This is a genomic window from Herbaspirillum sp. GCM10030257 (assembly GCF_042666555.1).
In the GTDB taxonomy this organism is placed as follows: Bacteria; Pseudomonadota; Gammaproteobacteria; order Burkholderiales; family Burkholderiaceae_D; genus Noviherbaspirillum.
The window spans coordinates 61,628-87,828 of record NZ_JBHTDH010000014.1 but is presented as its reverse complement, the minus strand read 5'-3'; the positions used below and the strand labels follow the sequence as shown (position 1 = coordinate 87,828).

At 57.5% G+C, this 26,201-nt stretch carries 17 protein-coding genes and 1 tRNA gene; 14 read left to right on the top strand and 4 right to left on the bottom strand.

What is annotated here, in order from left to right; genetic code table 11:
- Window positions 1-3: 3 nt before the first annotated feature.
- The gene (locus ACFQUU_RS19700) at window positions 4-1,122 is read left to right on the top strand and encodes an HPP family protein (RefSeq protein ID WP_382249823.1); all 1,119 of its coding nucleotides are present in this window, start codon (window positions 4-6) and stop codon (window positions 1,120-1,122) included.
- Between the two features lie 13 nt (window positions 1,123-1,135).
- On the opposite strand, the gene ACFQUU_RS19695 is transcribed toward ACFQUU_RS19700, so the two are convergent.
- Together ACFQUU_RS19695 and ACFQUU_RS19690 are read right to left on the bottom strand one after the other, a co-directional pair.
- Window positions 1,136-2,839 (bottom strand): protein kinase, encoded by a 1,704-nt coding sequence (locus ACFQUU_RS19695; protein WP_382249822.1) that lies wholly within the window; start codon window positions 2,837-2,839, stop codon window positions 1,136-1,138.
- Between the two features lie 133 nt (window positions 2,840-2,972).
- Window positions 2,973-4,400: a nitrate/nitrite transporter gene (locus tag ACFQUU_RS19690; RefSeq protein WP_382249821.1), complete on the bottom strand. Its 1,428-nt coding sequence runs from the start codon at window positions 4,398-4,400 to the stop codon at window positions 2,973-2,975.
- Between the two features lie 71 nt (window positions 4,401-4,471).
- Between ACFQUU_RS19690 and nirB the strand changes: the two genes are divergently transcribed.
- The 9 genes from nirB (at window position 4,472) to dnaG (ending at window position 16,575) form a co-directional block, all read left to right on the top strand.
- Window positions 4,472-6,910: a nitrite reductase large subunit NirB gene (nirB, locus tag ACFQUU_RS19685; RefSeq protein ID WP_382249820.1), complete on the top strand. Its 2,439-nt coding sequence runs from the start codon at window positions 4,472-4,474 to the stop codon at window positions 6,908-6,910.
- A 216-nt stretch (window positions 6,911-7,126) separates the two neighbouring features.
- Window positions 7,127-7,480, top strand: coding sequence for a nitrite reductase small subunit NirD (nirD, locus tag ACFQUU_RS19680; protein ID WP_382249819.1), 354 nt, complete (start codon window positions 7,127-7,129; stop codon window positions 7,478-7,480).
- The gene (locus ACFQUU_RS19675) at window positions 7,477-10,344 is read left to right on the top strand and encodes a molybdopterin-dependent oxidoreductase (protein WP_382249818.1); all 2,868 of its coding nucleotides are present in this window, start codon (window positions 7,477-7,479) and stop codon (window positions 10,342-10,344) included. Before nirD ends, ACFQUU_RS19675 begins: the two co-directional genes overlap by 4 nt.
- Before the next feature lie 106 nt (window positions 10,345-10,450).
- The gene (ybiB, locus tag ACFQUU_RS19670) at window positions 10,451-11,437 is read left to right on the top strand and encodes a DNA-binding protein YbiB (protein ID WP_382249817.1); all 987 of its coding nucleotides are present in this window, start codon (window positions 10,451-10,453) and stop codon (window positions 11,435-11,437) included.
- Complete coding sequence (gene cobA, locus ACFQUU_RS19665; RefSeq protein WP_382249816.1) at window positions 11,421-12,194, top strand: uroporphyrinogen-III C-methyltransferase; 774 nt, start codon at window positions 11,421-11,423, stop codon at window positions 12,192-12,194. The genes ybiB and cobA overlap by 17 nt, the downstream gene beginning before the upstream one ends.
- Window positions 12,195-12,459: 265 nt before the next feature.
- Window positions 12,460-13,656 (top strand): NAD(P)/FAD-dependent oxidoreductase, encoded by a 1,197-nt coding sequence (locus ACFQUU_RS19660; protein ID WP_382249815.1) that lies wholly within the window; start codon window positions 12,460-12,462, stop codon window positions 13,654-13,656.
- A gap of 103 nt (window positions 13,657-13,759) precedes the next feature.
- Complete coding sequence (gene rpsU / locus ACFQUU_RS19655; RefSeq protein WP_005665410.1) at window positions 13,760-13,972, top strand: 30S ribosomal protein S21; 213 nt, start codon at window positions 13,760-13,762, stop codon at window positions 13,970-13,972.
- Between the two features lie 243 nt (window positions 13,973-14,215).
- The gene (locus ACFQUU_RS19650) at window positions 14,216-14,665 is read left to right on the top strand and encodes a GatB/YqeY domain-containing protein (protein WP_382249814.1); all 450 of its coding nucleotides are present in this window, start codon (window positions 14,216-14,218) and stop codon (window positions 14,663-14,665) included.
- Between the two features lie 116 nt (window positions 14,666-14,781).
- Window positions 14,782-16,575 (top strand): DNA primase, encoded by a 1,794-nt coding sequence (dnaG, locus tag ACFQUU_RS19645; RefSeq protein WP_382249813.1) that lies wholly within the window; start codon window positions 14,782-14,784, stop codon window positions 16,573-16,575.
- Between the two features lie 173 nt (window positions 16,576-16,748).
- Here dnaG and ACFQUU_RS19640 read toward each other — a convergent pair whose 3' ends face one another.
- On the bottom strand, window positions 16,749-17,033 hold the full coding sequence (locus ACFQUU_RS19640; protein ID WP_382249886.1) for a hypothetical protein: 285 nt from the start codon (window positions 17,031-17,033) through the stop codon (window positions 16,749-16,751).
- Here ACFQUU_RS19640 and rpoD point away from each other — a divergent pair.
- The 4 genes from rpoD to ACFQUU_RS19620 all read left to right on the top strand — a co-directional run bounded on the left by rpoD (window position 16,996) and on the right by ACFQUU_RS19620 (window position 24,132).
- Window positions 16,996-19,284, top strand: a complete 2,289-nt coding sequence (gene rpoD / locus ACFQUU_RS19635; protein ID WP_382249812.1) for an RNA polymerase sigma factor RpoD — start codon at window positions 16,996-16,998, stop codon at window positions 19,282-19,284. The two genes, ACFQUU_RS19640 and rpoD, sit on opposite strands and share 38 nt — an antisense overlap.
- A 138-nt stretch (window positions 19,285-19,422) precedes the next feature.
- Window positions 19,423-19,501: transfer RNA gene (locus ACFQUU_RS19630), tRNA-Ile, on the top strand.
- 183 nt (window positions 19,502-19,684) lie between these two features.
- A complete protein-coding gene (locus tag ACFQUU_RS19625) occupies window positions 19,685-21,610 on the top strand; it encodes a PAS domain S-box protein (protein ID WP_382249811.1) in 1,926 nt (641 codons plus the stop codon).
- Window positions 21,611-21,945: 335 nt separating this feature from the next.
- Window positions 21,946-24,132, top strand: a complete 2,187-nt coding sequence (locus ACFQUU_RS19620; protein WP_382249810.1) for an EAL domain-containing protein — start codon at window positions 21,946-21,948, stop codon at window positions 24,130-24,132.
- Window positions 24,133-24,175: 43 nt separating this feature from the next.
- Here the strand turns inward: ACFQUU_RS19620 and ACFQUU_RS19615 are convergent, their stop codons facing one another.
- Entirely contained in the window at window positions 24,176-26,176 is a 2,001-nt protein-coding gene (locus tag ACFQUU_RS19615; RefSeq protein ID WP_382249809.1) for a helix-turn-helix domain-containing protein, read from the bottom strand.
- Window positions 26,177-26,201: the final 25 nt, after the last annotated feature.

Here is a 26,201-nt window from a genome sequence, read left to right as displayed (position 1 = left end):
TGAATGAATGATTTTCTGGCCTGGCTGAAAGGATTCGTGCCGGCACCTATCCTTGCGGCACGCCGCGAGAAAATCGTGGCCGGTATCGGGGCCTGTGTTGGCTTGCTCATGGCGCAGTGGCTAAGCCATACCGTTTTCGGAGAAATCAATCCTTGGTTCATCGCGCCGTTGGGCGCATCCGCCGTGTTGCTGTTTGCGGCGCCCGCAAGCCCTCTCGCCCAGCCATGGTCGATTATCGGAGGCAACATCGTATCGGCACTCATCGGCGTCACCTGCGCGCGCTGGATCGAAGCGCCGTTTCTCGCTTCTGCATTGGCCGGTGCATTGGCCATTGCGGCCATGTTCAGCCTGCGCTGCCTGCATCCGCCTGGTGGTGCGGTTGCCCTGACCGCGGTGCTCGGTGGTCCGGCCGTTACCTCACTTGGATATCAGTTTGTCATTACCCCGGTTGCGGTCAACTCGGCATTTCTGCTGCTGGCTGCGCTGATATTCAATAACCTGCTGCGCCGCCGTTATCCGCACCAGGCGCATCAAGTCGGCAATCGGCATGGCACCTCTGACCCTCGCCCGGTTGAACGACTCGGCTTTACCCGCGCCGACCTTGACGCGGCGGTCAGGGCCTATGATGAACTGATCGACGTCAACGAAGACGACCTTGAAGAAATTTTTCGACAGGCCGAATTGCGTGCCTACAGCCGTCGCACAGGAGAAATCCGCTGTGGCGACATCATGTCGCGTGACCTGATCGTCGCGCGGCCCGAGATGACGCCGGCGCAGGTATGGAATCTGCTGACCCGCCATGAATTGCATGCGCTGCCCGTGGTGAATTCTTTCCAGGGATTGATTGGCATTGTGACCCTGCGTGACCTTGTCGCGGGTCCTGATGGCGGACGACCAAGATTGCGCGGCCAGGAAACCGTGCGCGACATCATGACCACGCGCGTGCAAACTGCAAAACCCGACAATACGGTCGTTGAACTGGTGCCGCTGTTCTCAGATGAGGGCTTTCATCATTTGCCGGTAATTGACGAGCGACGCCGCCTGGTGGGAATGGTCACCCAGTCGGATCTGGTCGCGGCGTTATACCGCAAGAAGCTGGAAGAAGTCGGGATTGCGGCCTGAGCACCGTGGGTGCTTACCGAGCTACCAACAGATACAGCAGCAACAAGTTCAGCACAATCGAAATAACCGCGACGGCGCGCCAGAGGCTTGCGGGATCGCGCATGGCAAGCGGTGTCACGCCCCGCGCGGGCAGAGGATTGCTGGCACCGCGCTCCAGCGCTATCAGGAATTCTTCGGCCGTCTCAAAGCGTTCGGCAGGATTGCGCGCCACGGCTTTGTGCAGCACGCTGTCAAGCCAGTGCGGCAGGTCGGGCCGGTAGCGGCTGGCCGGGACTGGTTCACCGAAGCGCGGTCGCTGGAAGGGTTCAATCTCTCCGTAAGGAAAATGACGCGTGAGCATGGTGTAGATGGTAACGCCGGCCGCATACACATCCGTCTGGCGCGAAGGAGGAGCATTCTCGAATTGCTCCGGTGCGAGGAAAGACGGCGTGCCAGCCTGCGGCGCAGTGACGCCGTCTTCCTTGTCGAAATCCGATAGCGCTACACCCAGATCGAGTAAGCGCAATTCCCCATCGGCGCCCAGGTGCACATTCGACGGCTTGATATCCCGATGCAGAATACTGCGCCGATGCAGCGCGCCGACTGCGCGCACCAGCTTCTCTCCATGCGCAACCGCTTCCGGCACCGTGAAATGACCACCTGCGTCAAGCTTTTGCTGCAGCGTCTGTCCTTCATGCCAGGTGCTGAGGTAGTACAGATAATTTTTTTGCTCCGGCACGATGACTTGCGGAAAGAAACGGGCGACCACGCGTTTCGCCAGCCATTCCTCATGCGCAAATGCGGAGCGCTCGTGGGGATTGTCGGCCCGATCGGGATGCAGGGTTTTGAGGACCAGCTGGCGTCCCGACTTCGGTTCGACGACGCGATAGAGCAGTGTCGCTTGTGACGCATGGATGATGTCTTCGATACGGTAGCCGTCCAGCTCCTGACCGGGTTTCAGACGCGGCGGCACTGGCAGCTGCTGCGAACCGGACAGTGCGTCCCGCAGATTTTCTTCCGGCAGTGCAAGCACGCGCAACACCAGCGCGCTGCAATTGTCAGTAGAACCCGCCTGTAGGGCCTTGTCCACGAGCAGGTCCGCCGCCGCCTCGACGCTGGTCTGGTCCATGGCCAGCGCTGACAGCATGTGGGTAATATCGTATTCGCTGATCCAGCCCCACACCCCGTCGGAGGCGAGCAGGAAAACATCGCCTTCACGCAATTCACCCATGCCATGGTCGATCGCGAGGCGTGAATCCAGGCCGATTGCGCGCGTGAGCACGTGCTGCATCTCCGGACGATCCCATACATGATCTGCCGTGAGACGTGTGAGCGTGCCGCCACGCAGCAGGTACAAGCGCGTATCCCCGACATGGGCGAAGTAATAGAAACTGCCGCGCAGCACGACAGCGGTCAGCGTGGTTGCCATGCCGGCGAGTTCCCGGCTTTTTGCGCCCTGAGCCTGCACCCAGCTGTTGATCGCCTTGAGAACACGATCCATCGCCTGCGTTACTGGCCAGGTATCGGGTGTCGCGAAGTAATCGGTGAGCAATCCGCGCACTGTGTATTCAGCGGCTTCCCGTCCGCCTGCATTGCCTGAAATACCGTCGGCAATGGCAGCGAGCATGCCTTTGGTGGACAGGTCCGGTTCTTCGGGCGTGGCCATGCCGACGAAGTCTTCATTGCGCTCGCGCAGGCCGGTACGGGAAGCGTAGCCCATCAGTACGGAAAGTGGCATTGTCTGGCTAGAGATGTCAGCGGCGATATCTGTGACAGGAAAACGCGGATGAAACGGATGACTTTGTCTACATCATCCATATTGCCCACGTTATCCGCTTCATGCACTGTATTCTAATCACTCAAGAGCAGGTTTAAATCTTGGCGGTTGTCATCGCAGCGCTGCCCCACGTCGTGCGCCAGCGATTTTTCACGTACGACAGACCGACCAGTGCGGAAACTGCAAGCGCGGCAAAGATGGTAAGGCCAAACTGATAGCTGCCGGTCACCTGTTTGGAATATCCCAGGCTGGATGCCAGATAAAAGCCGCCAATCCCGCCCGCCATGCCGACCAGGCCGGTCATCACGCCAATCTCCTTGCGAAAGCGCTGCGGCACCAGCTGGAACACCGCGCCGTTGCCGGTGCCGAGCGCCAGCATCGCAAGCACGAATACGGCCAGCGCTGCGACATAGGACTGCATGCCCAGGCTGGCAATGAACAGGAAACTGCCAGCCAGCACATACATGAGTGACAAGGTCTTGATGCCGCCAATCCGGTCTGCGATGATGCCACCGATCGGACGCACCATGGAACCTGCGAATACGCAGGCTGCGGTGAAGTAGCCTGCGGTCACTGGTGAGAGTCCGTACTGGCCATTGAAGTAAATCGTCAGTGAAGAGGCAAGGCCGGAAAACCCGCCGAACGTGACAGCATAGAAAAACATGAACCACCACGCATCCTTGTCCTTCAGGACATGCAGATACTCGGTGATTGATTTGGGTGGAGGCGCACCTGGCGAGTCTTTTGCAAAGATCATATAAACGAGGAAAGCAACACCCAGCGGAATCAGGCAGAGGCCAAATACATTCTGCCAGCCATAGGCCAATGCCAGGGTGGGTGCGAACAGTGCGGCAAAGGCGGTGCCGGAATTGCCGGCACCCGCGATGCCCAGCGCGGTACCCTGGTGTTCAGGCGGATACCAGCGCGACGCCAGCGGCAGTGCGACGGCGAAGGCCGCACCGGCTACACCGAGCAGCACGCCAAGCGACAGCATCGTTTCGTAACTCTTGAGGCTTCCCAGCCACGCCCAGGCCAGTCCGATAATCACGATCACCTGACCAATGGCACCCGCTTTTTTCGGTTTGAGATGGTCGACCAATACTCCCATCACGATGCGCAGCAGGGCGCCGGCCAGCAACGGTGTTGCCACCATCAGGCCTTTCTGTGCCGCTGTGAGTCCAAGGTCTTGCGAAATCTGTACGGCAAGCGGCCCGAGCAATACCCAGACCATGAAGCTGAGATCGAAATAAAAGAATGAAGCGAGCAGGGTAGGCGTATGTCCCGCCTTCCAAAACGACGTTGTTTTCACGATGCTCCTTTGCACCAGAGGGATGGAAACTTGGCTGACGTAATGCAAGCCCTGTGCCACTGCATTTATGCACCAACGCCCGGTCATGCCCTGTTTTAAAGAGCCATTCGTGGTGCGTAATGCGCGAAATGGCATCGTGACGACCACGCTTGCACCTTGCGGGTGCAAGTCCCTCATCATCACAGTGCGTTTACCTGCCAATTCGGCTGGCATGCCTTCTGCTAATCGATTTGCATGTTTATTGAATGGCTTCAATGGCGAAGCCGCGTGGAGAGGGAGCTTTAATGAAGAAGCTGAAATTAGTCATGGTCGGTAACGGTATGGCCGGTGTGCGCACTCTCGAAGAGCTGCTCAAGATTGCGCCGGACATCTACGACATCACTGTGTTCGGCGCCGAGCCCTACGCCAACTACAACCGTATCCTGCTGTCGCCCGTACTGGCCGGAGAGCAGACGATCAAGGACATCATGCTCAATGATGTCGACTGGTATGCGGAAAACAACATTACCCTTCATCTTGGCAAAAAGATTGCGAAGATCGACCGCAAGAAGCGGCAGGTCATCGCGGAAGACGGCACCGTCGCGGAATACGACCGGCTGTTGCTTGCTACCGGTTCCAATCCCTTCATCCTGCCCGTGCCAGGCAAGGAACTGAAAGGCGTCATCTCCTATCGCGACATCCAGGACACCAACGCCATGATCGAGGCTGCGCAGCAGCACAAGCATGCGGTGGTTATCGGCGGTGGCCTTCTGGGGCTTGAGGCCGCCAACGGCCTCAAGCTGCGCGGCATGGATGTCACTGTGGTCCATCTGCCGAACTGGCTGATGGAACGTCAGCTTGATCCGGTCGCCGGCAAGATGCTGCAAAAATCGCTGGAGGATCGTGGCTTGTTCTTTCTGCTTGAAAAAAACACCAAGGAAATCGTTGGGGATGAACATGGCCATGTGAAAGCCATCCGCTTTACCGATGGCCTCGAAGTGCCGGCCCAACTGGTTGTGATGGCGGTCGGCATCCGGCCCAATACCTCACTGGCGGAATCGGCCGGCCTGTACTGCAATCGCGGCATCGTGGTCAACGACACGATGCAGACCTACGATCCGCGCATCTATGCCGTCGGCGAATGCGTCAATCACCGTGGCACCGCATATGGACTGGTCGCCCCGCTGTTCGAAATGGCCCGCGTCTGTGCAAACCATCTCGCCAACTTCGGCATCGGCCGTTATCAGGGCTCGGTCACGTCGACCAAGTTGAAGGTCACCGGCATCGACTTGTTCTCCGCCGGTGAATTCATGGGTGGCGAAGGCACCGAAGAAATCGTACTATCCGACCCGATAGGCGGTGTCTACAAGAAGCTGGTCCTCAAGGACGACAAGCTGGTTGGCGCCTGCCTGTATGGCGACACCGTGGATGGCTCCTGGTATTTCAGCCTGCTGCGTGAAGGCAAGGACATTGCCGAAATCCGCGATACGCTGATGTTCGGCGAATCCAATACCGGCCGTCCCGGCGACGTCGGCCACGAAGGCTTCACCAAGGCGGCGGCGATGCCAGATACGGCGGAGGTTTGCGGTTGCAACGGCGTCTGCAAGGGTGCCATCGTCAAGGCAATCAAGGAGAAAGGCCTGTTCACGCTGGAAGATGTGCGCAAGCACACCAAGGCATCGGCGTCCTGCGGTTCCTGCACCGGCCTGGTTGAACAGATCATCATGTTTACCGCCGGCGGCGATTACTCCAGCGCCAACAAGGTCAAGCCCTTGTGCAGTTGTACCGATCATACGCATCAGGAAGTTCGCGATGTCATCAAGGCCAACAAACTGCTGACTATTCCGGACACCATGCGCTTCATGGAATGGCGCACGCCTAACGGTTGTGCGACCTGCCGTCCCGCAATCAACTATTACCTGATCTCGACCTGGCCGCATGAGGCGAAGGACGATCCGCAGTCGCGCTTCATCAACGAGCGTGCGCATGCCAATATCCAGAAGGACGGCACCTACTCGGTGATTCCACGGATGTGGGGCGGCGAAACCACGGCCAAGGATCTGCGCCGCATCGCCGATGTCGTCGACAAGTATCAGATTCCGACGGTAAAGGTCACCGGAGGTCAGCGCATTGACCTGCTTGGCGTCAAGAAGGAGGACCTGCCTGCGGTATGGAAAGACCTCGACATGCCTTGTGGCCATGCGTATGCCAAGGCTTTGCGCACCGTGAAGACTTGTGTCGGTTCCGAATGGTGCCGTTTCGGCACGCAGGATTCGACGTTGATGGGCCAGCAGCTCGAACGCGAGCTATGGAAGATGTATGCGCCGCATAAGGTCAAGATCGCTGTGTCGGGTTGTCCGCGCAACTGCGCGGAGTCCGGCATCAAGGATGTCGGCGTGATCGGCGTCGACTCCGGATGGGAAATCTACGTCGGCGGTAATGGCGGAATCAAGACGGAAGTGGCGCACTTCTTTGTCAAATTAAAAACGCACGAGGAAGTGCTGGAGTATTCAGGTGCATTCCTGCAGTTGTACCGTGAAGAAGGCTGGTATCTCGAGCGCACCGTGCATTACATCGCGCGGGTCGGCCTCGAGCATGTGAAGAAGAAGGTGCTGGAAGACGCAGAAAACCGCAAGGCTCTCTATGAGCGTCTGCTGTTCTCGCTCGACGGCGAGCCGGACCCATGGCACGAGAAAGACAAGGCCCTGGTCGACACCCGTCAGTTCGAGCCGTTGACTGTCTGACACAGTAGCAAGTAGCAAGGCGAGCGGTCCCGGCAAATCTGCAAGTTCGCAATCCCGAAATGCGTTGTTGAAAGGATCGATCGTGAGAGTGTATTTGACTGCCATCGTGCTTGCCTCTGCCGCCACCATCGTAATTCTCAATGCCTGCGTCCTCAAAGGCTCGCCGACGCGAGCCGCATTGGACCACATACTACAACTCAAGTAAAAGGGAATGACATGTCTCAACAATGGAAATCTGTCTGCAACGTTGCAGACATCCCCGTGCTTGGCGCCCGGGTAGTCAGTCGGGCACCGAAGACCGACGTGGCGATTTTCCGCAACAGCGAAGACAAGATTTTTGCACTGCTCGACCGCTGCCCGCACCGTGGCGGCCCACTGTCCCAGGGCATCGTGTTCGGCGAACGCGTTGCGTGTCCGCTGCACAACTGGAACATCCAGCTCGATTCCGGTTGCGCCACCGCACCGGACGAAGGCTGTACCCACAAGTTCAGCGTCAAGGTGGAAGATGGCAAGGTCTATCTCGACCTGAACGAATTGCAATCGCACGCGACTGAAACCGAGGCGGCATGAATGAATACCATAGCGCCGATTCTCATCCCGTTTCCAGGCAAGGCATTGCCAAAACCGCTGATATAGCACCGGGAACCGCCGCAGGCGCGCGGACGGAAACCAGAACAACATGCTGCTATTGCGGCGTAGGCTGCGGTGTCATCGTCGAAAGCGATGGCGAAAAAATCAACGGCGTGCGCGGCGATCCCGACCATCCTGCCAACTTTGGCCGGTTGTGTACCAAGGGCAGCACCTTGCATCTCACGGCGAACCCAGTCCTGCAGCGGCAGGTCAGGGCCTTGTATCCCGAAATGCGCCTGACACGTGGCGCACAGCGTGAACGTGCGAGTTGGGAATCCACCATGGATTTCCTGACGCGCCGTATCGATGCCACCATTCGCCAGCACGGGCCGGACAGCGTCGGCTTTTATATCTCGGGGCAGCTGCTGACCGAAGACTATTACGTCTTCAACAAACTGGCCAAGGGCCTCATCGGCACCAACAACATCGATACCAATTCGCGCCTGTGCATGTCGAGCGCCGTCGCCGGCTACAAGCAGACGCTGGGCGCCGATGCGCCGCCGGCCTGTTACGAAGATATCGACGAGGCACAACTGATCTTCATTGTCGGTTCCAATACCGCCTATGCGCATCCCATCCTGTATCGCCGCATCGAGGAAGCACGCAAGAAAAATCCGGCGCTGAAAATGATCGTCGCCGATCCGCGCCTTACAGATACGGCGCGCGATGCCGATTTGTTCCTGCCGATCCTTCCCGGCACCGACGTTGCGCTGTTCAATGGCATGTTGCACATCTGCCTGTGGGAAGGTCTGGTCGACACCGCGTATATTGAAGCGCGTACCGAAGGTTTCGCCGAACTCAAGCGCATCGTGCGCGACTACACACCCAAGTTTGTTGCGGAGACCTGTGGCATTCGCGAAGAAGATCTGATCCGGGCAGCGCGCTGGTTTGGTGAATCGAAAGCATCGCTGTCGCTGTATTGCCAGGGCCTCAACCAGTCGGCTTCCGGTACTGCGAAGAACGCGGCGCTGATCAACCTGCATCTCGCCACACATCAGATCGGCAAGCCGGGTGCAGGGCCGTTTTCCCTGACCGGCCAGCCAAATGCCATGGGCGGACGCGAGGTCGGCGGTCTCGCCAACCTGTTGTCCGCCCATCGCGACATGGCCAACCCGGAACACCGTGCCGAAGTGGCGCGGCTGTGGGGTGTCGATGATGTTCCGGCGACGCCGGGCAAGACTGCGGTCGAGATGTTCGACGCGGTACGTTCCGGCGAAATCAAGATTCTGTGGATCGCCTGCACCAATCCCGCACAATCGATGCCTGAGCAAAAGTTGATCCGGGAAGCGCTGAGGCACGCGGAACTGGTCATCGTGCAGGAAGCCTACAAGACTACGGCGACTGTCGACTACGCGGATGTCCTGCTGCCAGCGACTACCTGGAGCGAGAAAGAAGGCACGGTCACCAATTCCGAAAGACGCATCACGCGTTTCAAGCCTGTGCTGCCGAAGCCAGGTGAAGCCAGGCATGACTGGGAAGTCGTGATCGATTTCGCACGCAGGCTCGAACAGCGGATCGGCAAAACGACCTCCCTGTTTCCGTATGCGGGCGTGGAGGAAATCTGGAACGAACATCGCGAAACAACACGTGGACGCGATCTGGATATTACCGGCTTGTCGTATCGCATCCTGGAAGAACAAGGTCCACAGCAATGGCCTTACCCGGAAGGTGCCAACACAGGGAAGAAACGCCTGTACGAAGATGGTATGTTTCCGACGGCGAGCGGACGCGCAAGGTTTGTCGAGACGGTCTATCGTCCCGTCGCAGAACAGGTCGATGCGCGGTTTCCATTCCACCTCACTACCGGTCGTTTGCGCGATCAGTGGCACGGCATGAGTCGCACCGGCACCGTAGCGCAACTGTTTTCCCATGCAGCAGAGCCGGCAGTGATGCTGGCACGCTCGGATATGGATCGCCGCATGATTGCCGACGGCGACCTGGTGCATGTCACCAGCAAGCGCGGATCGCAGATCCTGCCGGCAATGGCCAGCGACGATATGCGTGCAGGACAGGCCTTCATTGGCATGCACTGGGGCGAAGAATATGTATCCGGCCGCGGCAGCGCCGGGGAGGGTAGCTACGGCGTCAACATGCTGACTTCACCAGCGTTCTGCTCCAGTTCCAAACAACCGGAACTCAAGCATGCGGCGGTCAAAGTGTTGAAGGCCGAACTGCCATGGCGCTTCCTGATATTCGGCTGGATCGACGCATCGCATTCACTCGCCTTGCAGGCTGCCCTGCGTCCCTTCATGCGACAGTTTGCGTATGCCTCCTGCACGCTGTTTGGTCGTGACAAGGTCGGCGTGCTGTTTCGCGCGGCCGACGATTATCCGGCAGCGGCTGAACTGGTGCGGGATATTGAAAGCAGGTTTGGTATTGCTGGCGCTGACGTGCTCCGTTATGACGATGTCAAACGCGGCAATGCGCGACATATCCTCGTACGCGACGGCATGCTGGCAGCCGTATCGCTGGCAGGTGACGTGTCGGCTGAACGCTGGCTCAAGGAATATCTTGAGACAGGGCAAGCAGTTGCAACACTTGGCCGGTTGCTGCTAATGCCTTCCACGCAAGCGCCACAGGGGTTCAAGTCACGCGGGCGCATTGTCTGCAACTGCCACAACGTTGCCGAGTCTGAAATCCATGGCATGCTCGACAAGCAGGACTGGATCAACGAAGGCACGCCGGAAATGGCGATGGCATCGCTGCAGGGTAAGCTCAGGTGCGGTACGAGCTGCGGCTCCTGCGTGCCGGAACTCAAGAAGATCATCATGGTCCGCAGTCCGGCGGGCAAAGTCGCAGCGTAGGGAAATTCTTGTTCTACCCTTGCCTTGCGCCTATCAGGGCAAAGGCTTGCCTGTACGACAAGTTCCATACTTCGCCTTTGTCCGCAGTTCGTAGTACCCTTTCGCCATGAACCCAGTACCTGAACCATTCCATGCCGCACGTTTCATCAAAGAGATTGGCCGCGGCAAAAAAGGCGCGCGCAGCATGTCGCGCGAAGATGCACGCGACTTGTATTCCGCCATGCTGGAGCGCCGTGTTTCCGACCTGGAGCTCGGCGGCATCGTGCTGGCGATGCGCATCAAGGGCGAGTCGGTCGATGAAATCGCCGGCTTCCTCGATGCGGCCGAGGCATCGTTTACTCCGTTAGCCATCCCATCAGGAGAGGTGGCGCCGGTCGTCATCCCCAGTTACAACGGATCACGCAACATACCGAATCTCACGCCGCTGCTGGCGCTGCTTCTCGCGAGAGAAGGCGTGCCGGTATTGATCCATGGCGTGACCTCGGATCCCGGCCGTGTAACGACGGCAGAAATCCTCGCTCAACTCGGCATCGCACCGTCGCAGACAGTCGAACAGGCGGCGGCTGGTTTCGCACAGCGACGTCCGGTCTTCATGACCATCGATGCGCTGGCTCCCCGGCTGGCAGGTTTGCTCGCGTTGCGCCGCATCCTGGGCGTGCGCAATTCGACCCATACCCTGGTCAAGATCATGCAGCCCTTTGCCGGACCAGCGTTGCGGCTCACGTCCTACACCCATCCTGAATACCTCGAGATGCTGTCGGCCTATTTTTCGACCGCCGCGCCAATCGAGCGTGGCGATGCTTTCCTGATGCGTGGCACCGAGGGTGAGACGGTCGCCAATCCCAAGCGGGCCCAGCAGATCGAATGGTTCCATGAACACCAGCGCACAGTGCTGGTGCAAAAACAGGAGCCGGTGGATGAAATGCCTCCACTGCCGCACTCAAGTGATGCAGGAACCACGGCAAAATGGATAGCAGAAGCGCTCGATGGACGGCAGCCAGTTCCTGCATCCATCCTCGAGCAGGTGGAACACTGTTTGCATATAGCGAAGCATCTACATGCAAGACAGGTGTTTCATGACAAAGCCGGGTAAGGTTTATCTCGTAGGCGCAGGGCCGGGTGATCCGGAACTGCTGACGCTCAAGGCCGTCAAGGCAATCGCGCTGGCCGATGTGCTGCTGGTGGACGATCTCGTCAATCCCGTGATCCTTGACCATGCGCATGTCGATGCCCGCATTGTCCATGTCGGCAAACGCGGCGGCTGTCAGTCGACGCCCCAGGAATTCATTGAACGCCTGATGATTGCCGAGGCACGTGCAGGGCACCACGTGGTGCGGCTGAAAGGCGGTGATCCCTTCATCTTTGGCCGTGGTGGCGAAGAGCGTGAACATCTGCTGGCTGCGGGCATCGACGTTGAAGTTGTCAATGGCATCAGCAGCGGACTTGCCGCGCCATCCTCGATTGGCGTGCCGCTCACGCACCGCGACTGGAGTCAGGGCGCCGTATTTGTTACCGGCCATGGCAAGACAGCGGACGCCAACCCGGACTGGCAGGCGCTGGCGAAACTGAACATGACACTGGTGGTCTACATGGGTGTCGCGCGTTGTACCGAGATCCAGACTGCCCTGATCGCCGGCGGCAAGGCGCCGACCACGCCGGTTGCCGTTATCCATGCGGCGACTTCGGACGCACAGGCGCAGCTGGTAACCACGCTGGGACAATTGTCCGATGCGGTTGCTGCGACCAGGCTGGCGAGTCCCAGCATCATTGTGATTGGCGATGTCGTACGCTGCGCGTCCATCCCGAGCCATGACAGTTTGACGGAAGCTGACCAACGCCTTTGTTGCTGAACTGACGTACCGGGTTTTCGTTGCGTTGTCCCTAAATTTTTTCCTCCAAGAGATGTCGTTTCGGCCACCTTCACGGGTGGCTGCTTTTTTTGGTCTTCCGAAGTAGCGTCTTGTTGACCGCTTCCTTGCCAACGTGGTTTCTTGACCGCGTCATGCACATGGCTTTTGATCTGGAATGCGCCGTTCGATATGGCCGCATTTTCAATAAGCCTGAACCGTGCCAGTCCCGGCGTACAATCATGCCTTCGTTGTTTTCCCTGATCCCATGCAAAACCAGTTTGATGTTGCCGTTATTGGCGCCGGTGCGGCCGGAATGATGTGTGCGGCGGTAGCCGGTCAGCGTGGCAAGAAAGTGGTACTGATCGATCACGCCACCAAGCTTGCCGAAAAAATACGTATCTCCGGTGGAGGCCGTTGCAACTTCACCAACCTGCATGCCGGGCCGCAGAATTTTGTTTCGAACAATCCGCATTTTTGCCGAAGCGCCTTATCGCGTTACACACCCCAAGACTTTTTGGCGCTCGTCAAACGCTATCGCATTGCGCATCACGAGAAGCACAAAGGGCAATTGTTCTGCGACCATTCGGCCGAGCAGATTATCGACATGCTCAAGGCGGAGTGCGAGGCTGGCAAGGTGGTATGGCGCATGCCATGCAAGATTGAATCGATCGGCAAGGACGGCGAGACGTTTCGGCTCGATACCGATGCCGGAACGATCCACGCTGCCAGCGTCGTCATTGCGACCGGTGGTTTATCGATCCCGAAGATTGGCGCGACCGATTTTGCTTTTCGTATTGCCAAGCAGTTCGGCCTCAAACTGATCGATCCACGTCCGGCGCTGGTGCCACTCACCTTCGATCCGACTGCGTGGGAGCCTTTTGTGCCGCTGTCGGGTATCGCGCTGGAAGTCGATATAGAAACCGGTGAGAAAAAGGCGCGTACGCATTTCCGTGAAGATCTCTTGTTTACCCATCGCGGCCTGTCTGGTCCGGCGGTGCTGCAAATCTCCAGTTTCTGGGACCCTGGCAAGCCGCTCACATTGAACCTGGTGCCGGAAACCGATATTGCCGAGACTCTGGTAGAGGGCAAGACCAGCCTCAAGAAAAATATTGGTAACCTGTTGCCGCAATGGCTGCCTTCCAGACTGGCCGAGGGAATGTTGCTGGCTAACGGGATCAAGCCGGACTCCCGCTTGGCCGATATGCCGGACAAGGTGCTCCGCCGCCTGGGCGAGGCCATCAATCGCTGGGTGATCGTGCCCAACGGCTCCGAAGGTTATCGTAAGGCCGAGGTGACAAGGGGCGGTGTTGACACCCGCGAACTGTCACAGCAAACCATGATGGCCAACAAGGTGCCCGGCCTGCACTTCATCGGCGAGGCGGTGGACGTGACCGGATGGCTGGGCGGCTACAACTTCCAATGGGCCTGGGCATCTGGCATGGTAGCCGGATTGTCGGTTTAGCAAGCCGTGAACTATAGTGCGACAAACAGCCGAAGTTCTTTTCAAGCGGATTTTAAGCTGCTATACTCGCCGTCTTTCCCTCAAAATACACGGTTAGAGTTACATGACCACAATTCGCCTTAAAGAAAACGAGCCGTTCGAAGTCGCCATGCGTCGCTTCAAGCGCACTATTGAAAAAACCGGTCTGCTGACCGAGTTGCGTGCGCGTGAGTTCTACGAGAAGCCGACCGCAGAGCGCAAGCGTAAGCTCGCCGCTGCTGTGAAGCGCCACTACAAGCGCATCCGCAGCCAGCAATTGCCGAAAAAGCTGTACTGATTCTGCGCCGCACACTGCGTGCGGTACCGTGCAAACCCGCTCCGGAGCCACCGCAGCGGGTTTTGGTACTTCAGGCGGTCGATAGTGTGATTCGGCCGGCAGGGACAGTGCTCAGCGCGCCATCCAAGCCCCGACGTCTATGTCGATATGGCTATGTCTAGCATCCGGCCAGTAAGCGTGCGCCATGCTTTACGGACATCTGCATTTGCCTAACGCAGCAAATCCTTCGAACTGGAGAAAACAATGAGCCTCAAAGAGCAGATCACCGACGATATGAAGGCGGCCATGCGTGCCAAGGATACTGGCAGGCTTGGCACAATTCGCTTGATTACGGCGGCAATGAAGCAGAAGGAAGTTGACGAACGCATTGAGCTGACTGATGCCCATGTCCTTGCCATCATTGAAAAGATGATCAAGCAGCGCAAGGATTCTATTACGCAGTTCGAGGCAGGTGGGCGTCAGGATCTTGCCGATATTGAAAAAGCCGAACTCGAAGTTCTGTCCGCCTACATGCCCGCAGCGCTTTCGGTGGACGAAATCTCCGGCGAAGTCGCGCAAGCGATCGCTGCCACTGGTGCCGCCGGACCGCAGGATATGGGTAAAGTAATGGCAGTGCTTAAAGGCAAGCTTGCCGGTCGTGCCGACATGACGGCGGTTTCGGCACTGGTCAAGAAGGCGCTGACGCACGCGTAATAGGCGGTCCCAGGGTAAGGCAGGCTTTAAAATCTTGCTTTGCCCCCACTTCCATCCCATGGCCGCACCTTGCGGGCCGACGATGGCTTCCTGGACAACTTCTTTACTATGCCGCCGTGATTCCACAATCTTTCATTCAGGATTTGCTCAACCGGGTCGACATTGTCGATGTGGTAGGACGCTATGTGCAACTGAAGAAAGGCGGCGCCAATTTCATGGGCTTGTGCCCATTCCATAACGAAAAATCCCCCAGTTTCACAGTCAGCCCGACCAAACAGTTCTATCACTGCTTTGGCTGTGGCGCGCACGGTACTGCCATCGGCTTTCTGATCGAGTACTCCGGCCTTGGCTTTGTCGAGGCGGTCAAGGACCTTGCACAAGGTGTTGGCATGGTGGTGCCCGATCAGGATCGGCTGCCCCCCGCCCAGCGCGCCGAAGTCCAGGCAAAAAGCCTCGCTCTGTCCGAAGTCATGACGAAGGCTTGCGATTACTATCGGCAGGAATTGCGTAATGCACAAAACGCTATCGCATACCTGAAGAACCGGGGCCTGACCGGTGAAGTTGCGGCGAAATTCGGACTCGGCTACGCGCCGGATGGGTGGGACAGCCTGCGTACGATATTTCCCGATTACGATGCGCCGGCCTTGGTTGAGGCTGGTCTGGTAATTGACCGCAGCGAGGAAGATGGCGGTAACCGCAAGCGTTACGATCGTTTCCGAGACAGGATTATGTTTCCTATTCGAAACATCAAGGGGCAGGTGATCGGCTTCGGTGGTCGGGTGCTGGATGGCGGTGAGCCCAAATACTTGAACTCGCCGGAAACGCCCTTATTTCAAAAGGGTAGTGAGCTTTATGGATTGTTTGAGGCGCGCCAAGCCATTCGGGAAGCTGGTTACGTACTGGTCACTGAAGGTTACATGGACGTTGTTGCCCTTGCTCAACTTGGCTTTCCTCAGGCAGTCGCGACGCTCGGTACCGCCTGTACTCCAGTGCATGTCCAGAAACTATTGCGGCAAACCGACCACGTAATCTTCAGCTTTGATGGCGACACAGCCGGGCGTCGCGCCGCTCGACGTGCGCTGGATGCCTGCCTGCCGCATGCTGGTGACAACAAGACACTCAAGTTCTTGTTCCTGCCGGCCGAGCATGACCCTGACAGCTATGTGCGTGAGTTTGGTGCCGACGCCTTCGATCAGCAGGTGCGTGACGCGATGCCGCTGTCGCAATTCCTGCTCAATGAAGTTACTCAGGATAACGACTTGAGCACTTCCGAAGGCCGGGCCCGCGCACAGTTTGATGCAAAACCGCTATTGCAGGCGATGCCGCCGTCCGCGCTGCGATTGCAGATTGTACGTGGCCTGGCGCAGTTGACCCAGACCACGCCTGCCGAAATCGAGGCTTTGTTTGAACTGGTACAGCCAGTCGCTCGCAAGCGGGTGGCACCGCCACGTGCCAAGCGTACGCCGCCGATTGGCCTGGAACGCCAGATGATCCGACTGCTGGTTGCGCATCCATCGCTCGCCGTAGGACTCGATCAGGCCGCACTGGATGCGGTTGCACAACTAGCGCCAGACAATGCCGCGATGCTGATGCAGCTGATCGAGGTTTGTCACGGACTTGGTGAAACCGCCAATTTTGCAGCTCTTGCCGAACAGCTACGTGGTGTCGGGTCGGACTTCGATCCCTTGATTGCTGAAATCGCAGCGGATACCGAATCTGACCTCGACGCAGCCCGACTGGAACTTGCCGGCGCGGTACGGCAGACTAAAATGCAAGTATTGAAGGCCGAGCTTGACCGTCTGGCAATATCCGGTCTGGCGACAGAAGAGGCTCGTACACGATATCGCGAACTGATGCAACAACAAGAGCAACTCCGGCGGCAAGCTGAGGTCGAAACCACATTGCGGTAACAGTGACATTTTTGCCTTTGAATTGGAGAAATATTGCACCCTGTGGTATCATTAAAAGCTTTTGATTCAAGGTCTTAGAGAATTTCGCTGGCTTTCAAAGCTGACGGGGTGATCGGGAAAATGTAGCGCGGGCGAATGCCGGGCCAGATGTACTTTGGCTTCGTGAAGCAGGTTCACTCGGCGCACGAGAGCAATCCAGATGGTATTGATTCCATGGCAAACGCAATGAAAAAAACCGCGAATTCAACTGTTTCCGCAAAAAAAGCAACCTCGGCTGCAACTAAACCTGCCGCTGATAAGTCTGTGGCAAAGCCCGCCGTGAAGACGACAGCTCCGGCTGCAAGCAAGGCAAAGGCGCCAGGCAAAGCAGACACGAAAACAGTTGCCAAAGCAGCGCCGACGACGACCGAACCAACAGGCATGTCAAAGGCGAAACCTTCATCCCGAGCCACCGACAAGGCAGCTCCAGAGAAACTGAAAGAACCCGTGACAAATAAGAAAACCGATCCGAAGACTGCCAAGGTAGCCAAGGCCACGCCACAAGCCGAAGCCAAGCCAGAAAGCAAAGTCATGGCAGTCAGCCAGACCACCGATGCGGCCGCACTGGCAGCTATCGATACGTCAAGCTATGTCCTGCCGGGTGTCAAGGTGCCGGGCCGCCGCGGACGCAAGCCAAAAGAATTCCAGCCGGAAAACGATGAAATCGCCGCACTGAACGCGGTCGAGCGCGCTGAACTCAAGGCCGCCGACAAAGCGAAGGCGAAGGACCGCAAGGCCAAGGAAAAGGCGTTGCTGAAGGACGCGTTTTCCGCCGACAGTGAAGCGTCCGAGGAAGAACTCGAACAGCGCCGCCAGAAGCTCAAGACACTGATCAAGCTCGGCAAGGACCGGGGCTTCCTCACGTATTCTGAAATCAACGACCACCTGCCCGAGAATATTGTCGATCCGGAAGCCATTGAAGGCATCATCGGCACGTTCAACGACATGGGGATCGCCGTTTATGAGCAGGCACCCGATGCGGAAACCCTGCTGCTGTCCGACAACGTCGCCACTGTCAGCAATGACGACGACGATGCCGAAGCTGCCGCTGAAGCCGCGCTGTCTACGGTCGACTCCGATTTCGGACGCACCACCGACCCGGTCCGCATGTACATGCGTGAAATGGGCTCAGTCGAGTTGCTGACCCGTGAAGGCGAAATCGAGATCGCCAAGCGTATCGAAGACGGCCTGAAGGACATGATCCAGGCAATCTCGGCTTGCCCGACCACCATTGCTGAAATCCTTGCCGCCGCAGACCGCATCGAAAAAGAAGAAATCAAGGTTGACGAAATTGTTGACGGCCTGGTTGATCCAAATGCTTCCGACGAAGTCGCCGCACCTCCGGTAGCCGCTGCCGCCGAAGAAGACGAAGAGGAAGAGGACGAGGATGACGAGGAAGAGGAAGAAGAAGACAACGCCGGTGGCGGCGCTGCCGGATTCTCCGCCGAACAGCTTGAGCAACTGAAGCGCGATTCGCTCGCCAAGTTCGAAGAAATCTCGAACCAGTTCGACAAGATGCGCAAGGCCTACGAGAAGGAAGGCTACAACTCCAAGCCTTACGTGAAGGCCCAGGAGACGATTTCCAACGAGCTGCTTTCGATCCGCTTCACCGCCAAATTTGTCGAAAAGCTGTGCGACACCCTGCGTGGCCAGGTGGATGAAGTGCGCCATATCGAAAAGCAGATTCTCGACGTTGCAGTGAACCGCTGCGGCATGCCGCGCGCCCACTTCATCAAGGTCTTCCCAGGCAATGAAACCAACCTTGACTGGATCGACGGCGAAGTGATCGGCAACCACGCATACAGCGCGGTGCTCGGCCGTAACGTACCGACCATCAAGGAACTGCAGCAAAAGTTGATCGACCTGCAGGCACGCGTCGTCCTGCCACTGCCAGACCTGCGCAACATCAACAAGAAGATGGCTGCTGGCGAAATGAAGGCACGCAAGGCCAAGCGTGAAATGACCGAGGCCAACCTGCGTCTGGTGATTTCGATCGCCAAGAAGTACACCAACCGCGGTCTGCAGTTCCTCGACCTGATCCAGGAAGGCAACATCGGCCTGATGAAGGCGGTGGACAAGTTCGAATACCGTCGCGGCTACAAGTTTTCGACGTACGCGACGTGGTGGATTCGCCAGGCGATCACCCGTTCGATCGCTGACCAGGCGCGCACCATCCGTATTCCGGTGCACATGATCGAGACGATCAACAAGATGAACCGCATCTCCCGCCAGATTCTGCAGGAGACTGGCGCGGAGCCGGATCCGGCGACACTGGCAATCAAGATGGAAATGCCGGAAGACAAGATCCGCAAGATCATGAAGATCGCGAAAGAGCCGATTTCGATGGAAACACCGATTGGCGACGACGACGATTCCCATCTTGGCGATTTCATCGAAGACAACAACACTTTGGCTCCGGCCGATGCGGCGCTGCATGCGTCGATGCGCGGTGTGGTAAAGGATGTGCTCGACTCGCTGACTCCGCGCGAAGCCAAGGTGCTGCGCATGCGTTTCGGTATCGAGATGTCTACCGACCATACTTTGGAAGAGGTCGGCAAGCAGTTCGACGTCACGCGTGAACGCATTCGACAAATAGAGGCAAAAGCGCTGCGCAAGCTGCGCCATCCGTCCCGCTCCGACAAGCTCAAGAGCTTCCTCGAAGGTAGTTGATCCGGTAACCGACCACACTAATGCGGCTGAAAGGCCGCATTAGTCACATCGGGCTTTGTGAACATCACTATCGCCGTGCAAAAGTAGTATGAAGCGAGCGACAACAATGCCTGGTTGGAATAAAATACACAGCTTTCCGGGCCTCTAGCTCATGCTTGGTTAGAGCAGCGGACTCATAATCCGTTGGTGCCGTGTTCGACTCACGGGAGGCCCACCAAAAATTGAAGGGGTTACGTTACGACGTAACCCCTTTTTCTTTATGCTTTGCATGGCTCATGCCTGACTCTTACTAACTCAATCAACTTTCTTAACCGGTTGCAAAAACCGCTTGGACGATATTGAGGTGTAGAATTTCCGTATTCCCACACCGAAGTGCAGACCGCAGGCATTCAACGCCCTAATGCAAGATACCCCAAAAGCCTCTATTCACGGATTGTCCGACGCCGCACGTTTTCAGCTCTTTGTCCAGAGCGTAAACGACTACGCGATCTATATGCTGACGCCGGAAGGATACGTTAATAGCTGGAATGCGGGCGCACAGCGATTCAAGGGATATGAACCGGCTGAAATCATTGGCAAGCATTTCTCGGTTTTTTATACCGAAGAAGACAAGGCGATCGGCAAACCAGAGCTCGCCCTCCGGACCGCCTCAACAGCGGGCAAGCTTGAAGACGAAGGCTGGCGAGTCCGCAAGGATGGCAGCCGCTTCTGGGCTAGCGTCGTCATTGATCCGATCCGTGATGAGAACGGTCACCTCATCGGCTTCGCAAAAATCACACGCGATATCACTGAGCAGAAGGCGGCCCATGAAGCGCTGCTGGAAAGCGAACGCAGTTTCCGCTACCTGGTCCAGGGTGTGACCGATTATGCGATTTACATGCTGTCACCCGCGGGTGAAATCACTAATTGGAATGCCGGTGCCCAGCATATCAAGGGCTATGCGGCGAATGAAGTCATCGGCACCCATTTTTCGCGCTTTTACACCGAGGAGGACCGTCATAGCGGTATGCCGGCAAACGCTTTGGAGACTGCAGCTAAAGTGGGGCGCTACGAGTCGGAAGGTTGGCGCGTACGCAAGGATGGCACCCGCTTCTGGGCAAATGTCGTCATCGATGCCATACGCAACGATCAGGGAGAATTGATCGGCTTTGCCAAAGTGACCCGCGATATCACTGAACGACGCGATGCGATGCTGGCTCTTGAGCGTGCGCAGGAAGCCCTGTTCCAGTCCCAGAAGCTGGAAGCCATCGGCAAACTGACCGGCGGCGTCGCGCATGACTTCAATAATTTGCTCGGCGTCCTGTCCACCGGCCTGGAGATATTGTCCAGGGAAGTGCAAAGCCAAACCGGCATCAAAATGCTTGATGCCATGCAGCGAGCCGTGACGCGTGGATCGACACTGACGCAGCAGCTCTTGTCTTTTGCGCGCCAGCAGCCGCTGCGCCAGGATAAGTACAACCTCAATCGTGTCATTGAAAAATTCGAGGCGGTGTTGCGTCGTGCCGTCAACGAGACCATCCACTTCGATGTACAGATCAGGCCAAATCTCAGCCCGGTGATGATCGATGCCGTGCAGTTTGAAACGGCATTGCTGAATCTGGTCACCAATGCGCGTGACGCCATGCCCGATGGTGGTGTGCTGACCATTGTTACCGATGACGTGACATTACGCGAACGTGAAAGCGACAGCGTGCCTGCGGGGCGGTATGTAAAAGTCGTCGTGCGTGACAATGGTGTCGGGATGACGCCTGACGTCGTATCGCGAGCGATCGATCCCTTCTTTACCACCAAGCCGGTGGGCCAGGGTACCGGTATGGGGCTTAGTCAGGTGTACGGTCTGGTTAAGCAGTCTGGCGGTTACCTGGATATCGCCAGTGAAGCCGGCAAAGGTTCGGCTATTTCCATTTATCTGCCGGCACTCGATCAGGAGACCGACGAGAGCACCGCATCGACCGAAACCAATGCCGGCAACGACAAGGCACTGGTCGTCGATGACCAGCCCGACGTGCTGGAAGCCGCGGTCGAATTGTTCAAGATGTTGGGATATGATGTTCTGTCAGCCAATAACGCTGCGGATGCGATCGACATCCTGAAACGCAATCATGACATTGATGTACTTTTCTCGGACGTGGTCATGCCCGATATGGACGGCATCATGCTCGCACGGGAAGCCCGCAAGCTGATCCCGGGGATTGCGATCCTTCTCGCCTCAGGCTATCCGGCACCAATGGTGGGCGAGGACAGCACCGATATTGGTGATTTCCAGTTCATCAGTAAACCTTACCGGATGGCCGAAATCCTGAAGCGGCTTCGGGGCGCGAGCTAGGGCGACCTTATAACAACTCGGGCAACCCAGGTGACCCGGGTGGCAATGCACGGATTCAACCAGCACTCAATTATTTAATTGACAGCGAAGCGCGGCGCTCCGCGAGAGCGCATCAATTACATGCCTGATATGCCTTTCTCTTCCTGACACGGTCTTTTCCACTTCTTTGTGGCGGCTGCGCACACATTTGCCGCTTCCTCCGAGTTCTCATAACAAAAACCACAGCTGCAGTCTGTTCTCCCGTCAGGGGAGTTGTTATCATCGGGAAACACCGTTTACTTGTTAATTGTGGTGCGGGCACCATGTTTTTGTGCTTTCCCGCGTCCTCACACCTTATGTTCCCAACTGCCACTTACGATCCCTGGCTTGTCCTGTTGTCCGTTGTCGTGGCAATTTTTGCATCGTATGTGGCGCTGACGCTTGCCAGGCGTATTGCAGCCTCACGGACATCGTTTGCAGCGCGCACCTGGCTCGCAGGCGGAGCGCTGGCCATGGGTGCCGGTATCTGGGCGATGCATTTTATCGGGATGCTGGCACACAGATGGTCGGCGTCGATTACCTACGATGGCGCGCTCACCGCGGTTTCCTTCTTCCTTGCGGTTCTGATATCCGGCTTTGCGTTATGGATTCCGACTCGGACCGCAATGAGCCGGTCCGGCTGCATGATTGGCGGGGCGCTGATGGGGCTAGGCATCGCCACTATGCACTATCTCGGCATGGCTGCCATGAACACCGGCGCGCATCTTCATTACGATCCGCCGCTGCTGGCTGCCTCCATCGTCATCGCGATTGGTGTCGCCATTTCGGCACTGGCAATCACTTTCCGCCACGGGCGCGAAGCGGGCAGCCAATGGCACAAGCTCATCAGCGCTTCTGTGATGGGTCTGGCTATCTCCGGCATGCACTACACTGGCATGCTGGCTACCCATATATCCGCGCAGTCGCCTGCTGCGACAACGGCGGCCTCGTTCGACAACTGGCAGCTCGGGATGGTCATCGCCGGGTCAACTTTTTTCCTGCTCGTGACGGCTTTGCTGGTGGCAGTTGTCGATTCGCATCTGGGTACCAAGGCAACGGAATATGCGCAACAACTGATGAGCGCCAACATCAAGCTCGGCGCAAAGGCGTCCGAGCTGGCCAAAGCCAATGAGCGCCTGCAGGAAGAAATCGATGAGCGTCGCCGTTCGGAAGCACACATCACCTTCCTGGCCCATCATGACTCGCTGACCAACCTGCCAAACCGCCGGCTGTTCAGCGACCATGTCAACCATGCAATCCGGCAGGCCGACCGGTATGGAAAACAGCTTGCTGTGCTGCTGATCGACCTCGACCGTTTCAAGACCATCAACGATACCAAGGGCCATGATGCCGGCGATTTGCTGCTGCAGGAAATCGCGGTCCGCCTCAAACACTGCCTGCGTGAAGGCGACATCGTGGCGCGGCTCGGTGGCGATGAATTTGTCATCCTGCTGGAAGAACTGCCGTCGCCTTCCGTCGTCGCCCACGTCGCGCAAAAGATCCTGTCGGTCACGCGCTGGCCCTTCATCATCCAGGATCAGGAGTTCTACGTCACCGCCAGTATCGGTATCAGTCTTTATCCGCAGAACGGTGCGGATGAACAGGGGTTGCTGAAGACAGCCGACATGGCGATGTATCGGTCAAAGGAGGCCGGGAAAAACCGGTACCACTTCTATTCCGAAGACCTTAACTCCGCCGTGTCCCAAAAGCTTGCGCTGGAAACCCATTTGCGACATGCGCTGGAGCGAAACCAGATCGAAATGCATTACCAGCCCAAGGTCGATTTACGCACCGGAGCGCTATCCGGCGTCGAAGCGCTGATGCGTTGGACACATCCCGAACTCGGGAACGTCGCTCCCTCCGTCTTCATCCCTCTTGCCGAGGAAACCGGCCTGATTCACAGCCTCGGGAAGTGGGCACTGGAACAGGCTTGCGTGAAAGCTGTGGAATGGCGTACCAACGGGATGGGCAGCCTGAACGTCGCGGTCAATCTGTCGGTGCGCCAGTTTGACAATGACAAGTTGCACAGCGAGATTGCCGACATCCTGCAAAGCTCGGGTATGGATCCCGGCATGCTGGAACTCGAGATCACCGAAAGCATGTTCATGCGTAATCTTGACGCAGGCCTTGCGACCGTCATGCGTCTAAAGTCGGCGGGCGTGCGGATTGCCATCGACGATTTCGGCACGGGTTTTTCCTCTTTGTCCACCCTGAAGCACCTGCCCATCGATACCCTGAAAGTCGATGGGGCCTTCATTCATGGGCTGCCAAGCGATGCCAAGGATCAGGGGATTACACGAGCGATCATCAACATGGCAAAAACCCTGAAGGTGACCGTCGTTGCCGAGGCGGTTGAAACAAAGGAGCAGCTGGACTTTCTGCGGCTGACCGATTGCGATCTGGTGCAGGGCTACTTCTACAGCAAGCCGGTCAGCGCAACGCAATTGGATGCATTGCTTGCTGCAAAGACCCGCTTTTCCTCGCCGTCGCTGGCGCTTCATTAATCACTGATTGTGCGTCGATGGCATCCGGGTGCCGTAGTGCGCTCTAGGTCTTGCCTGTCGCTTCATCGTCACGCAATCTCCAGAGTCGCAATGCGACATGAATCTCGAGCGCCCGGCTTCCTTCATTCCAGTTACCCAGGGCTGCGTTGATCGCATCCAACCTCTGCCGGAAGGTATTGATATGGATGTTCTGCTCCGCCGCTGTTGCACGTGCATTATGGCCATGGTCCAGATAGGACAACAGTGTGCGGGCAAGTTCCGTCTTGCGCTGTTGTCCACCCTGATACAGTTTGCCGAGCGTCGATGTCAGGAAGGCTTCGATATCCCCGGCGTTGCGGCGTTCAAACAGAAACGCATACAAGGCCAGTTCCTGTTCCAGGAAAATCGCGCCACTTCGCCCGAGCGCCTTCAGCGTGGACAGGCAACGCAGCATGGATTGATAACATTCGGGCAAGGCCGCAAGTTGCGTGACGGGTTTCGATACGACGCCGGTCACTGATTCTTTCACCTCGCGTGTGAGATATTGCTGCAAGGTGTCACGCAATTCATCATGCGCGGTCAGCGTGGAAACGAACACGATGGCGCCATCGAAATCGTCGAACAGCGTACCGGCCAACTGCAGGCTGCCACGCATCTTCCTGAGCAGATAACTGCTGTTGTCGTTCTCCACCTGGATGACGGCAATGCAGAGCGGGTGGGTGAGCGACAGGCCATGGCGCGCAGCTTGCTCCGTCAGTCTTGGCAAATTGGGTCGGGAACTGCTCAGCAAGCCACGAAAGATTGCCGGGATTTCTTCTCTCGCCGCATACTGATTGCGCTCCTGCGACAGCAGTACCACGCCGGTCACCATTGAGCTGCGCTCGAAGATACGGACCTCGACGTCGTTGAGTTCGCGCGCGGTACGAATAATCAGTCCACCAAGCAAGCCCCGGCTGCCGACCACCGCAGAGACACGGCAGACTTCGTCCGGCGTCACATAGGCGGTGACCGATCGGCCCAGTATCCGGCTTTCCACCAGCGCGGCGTGAATCTTGTCCTGACGCGTATAAAACAATTCCTGCGCCTTCCGCCCAGCGTCCTCGGCAGTGGAGGTTGCCATGCCGGATTCGCCGGAGGCATACATCAATTGTTCACCATCGTCGATTGCGCTGACAGCGCCTTCAAGCATGTGGGCCACCATTTCGCAGATTTCCCTGAGTCCGCCGCCACGCGCGACCAGCGAGGTCAGCTGCTCGTGCGCTTCGGCGGCAATCTGCGTGTCGGCGCTCTGCTTCTTGAGCAGCGCGTTTGCATCACTGGCCTGTTTGAGGGCGACCTGCGTCTGCTCGAACAAGCGGGCGTTTTCAATCGCAACCGAAGCATGGGCCGCCAGGGTCGAGAGAATGGACATTTCCCAACTGTTGTATGAGCGAACATACCGGTCGCCGACAAACAGCACGCCGATCACCTCAATGCCAGACATCAGTGGCACACCGAGTATCGATCTGATGCCTTCCTCCGTGACTGCGGTATCAATCGGCCCGAAATGGGAAAACCGGGCATCGCTGCCGTACTCGGCGGAGGTGTACGGTGCCCGGTTGCGAGCGACGTAACCGCAGATGCCCACATCGCGGGGAACACGGATTTTCTTGAAGTTTTCCGAGAAGGCGCCGTCGGTAGCCCGCACGTAGAAATCACCCTGACTGCGATCGTAAATCGACAGATATCCGATGTCGGCATTCATCAGTTTGCGGGCGCGATGCACGATTGCCTGCAGGGTATGGTCGAGGTCGCGGATTGCGGTCAGATCCTGCGCGGTTTCGATGACGGCATTGAGCCCGCGTTCACGTTGTTGGTATTCGTCGAAACGCTCGCGGATCATGAGCGCCATCTGGACACTCTGCTGCAAGGCTTTCCCGGCGGTGCCTGAAGAAGCCGTGTCGATGCGCTGCTGTAACTGCGCAAATTCTTCCCTGCCGGCGTTCTGGTAAAGAAGCGTGGTTATCTCCCGAAAGAGTTCACTGTCGCTTTCCGGCAAGAATTCTCTGCCCTGCGGTGTGGTCACTGCACTTTCCTTCTCATTAAGTAGC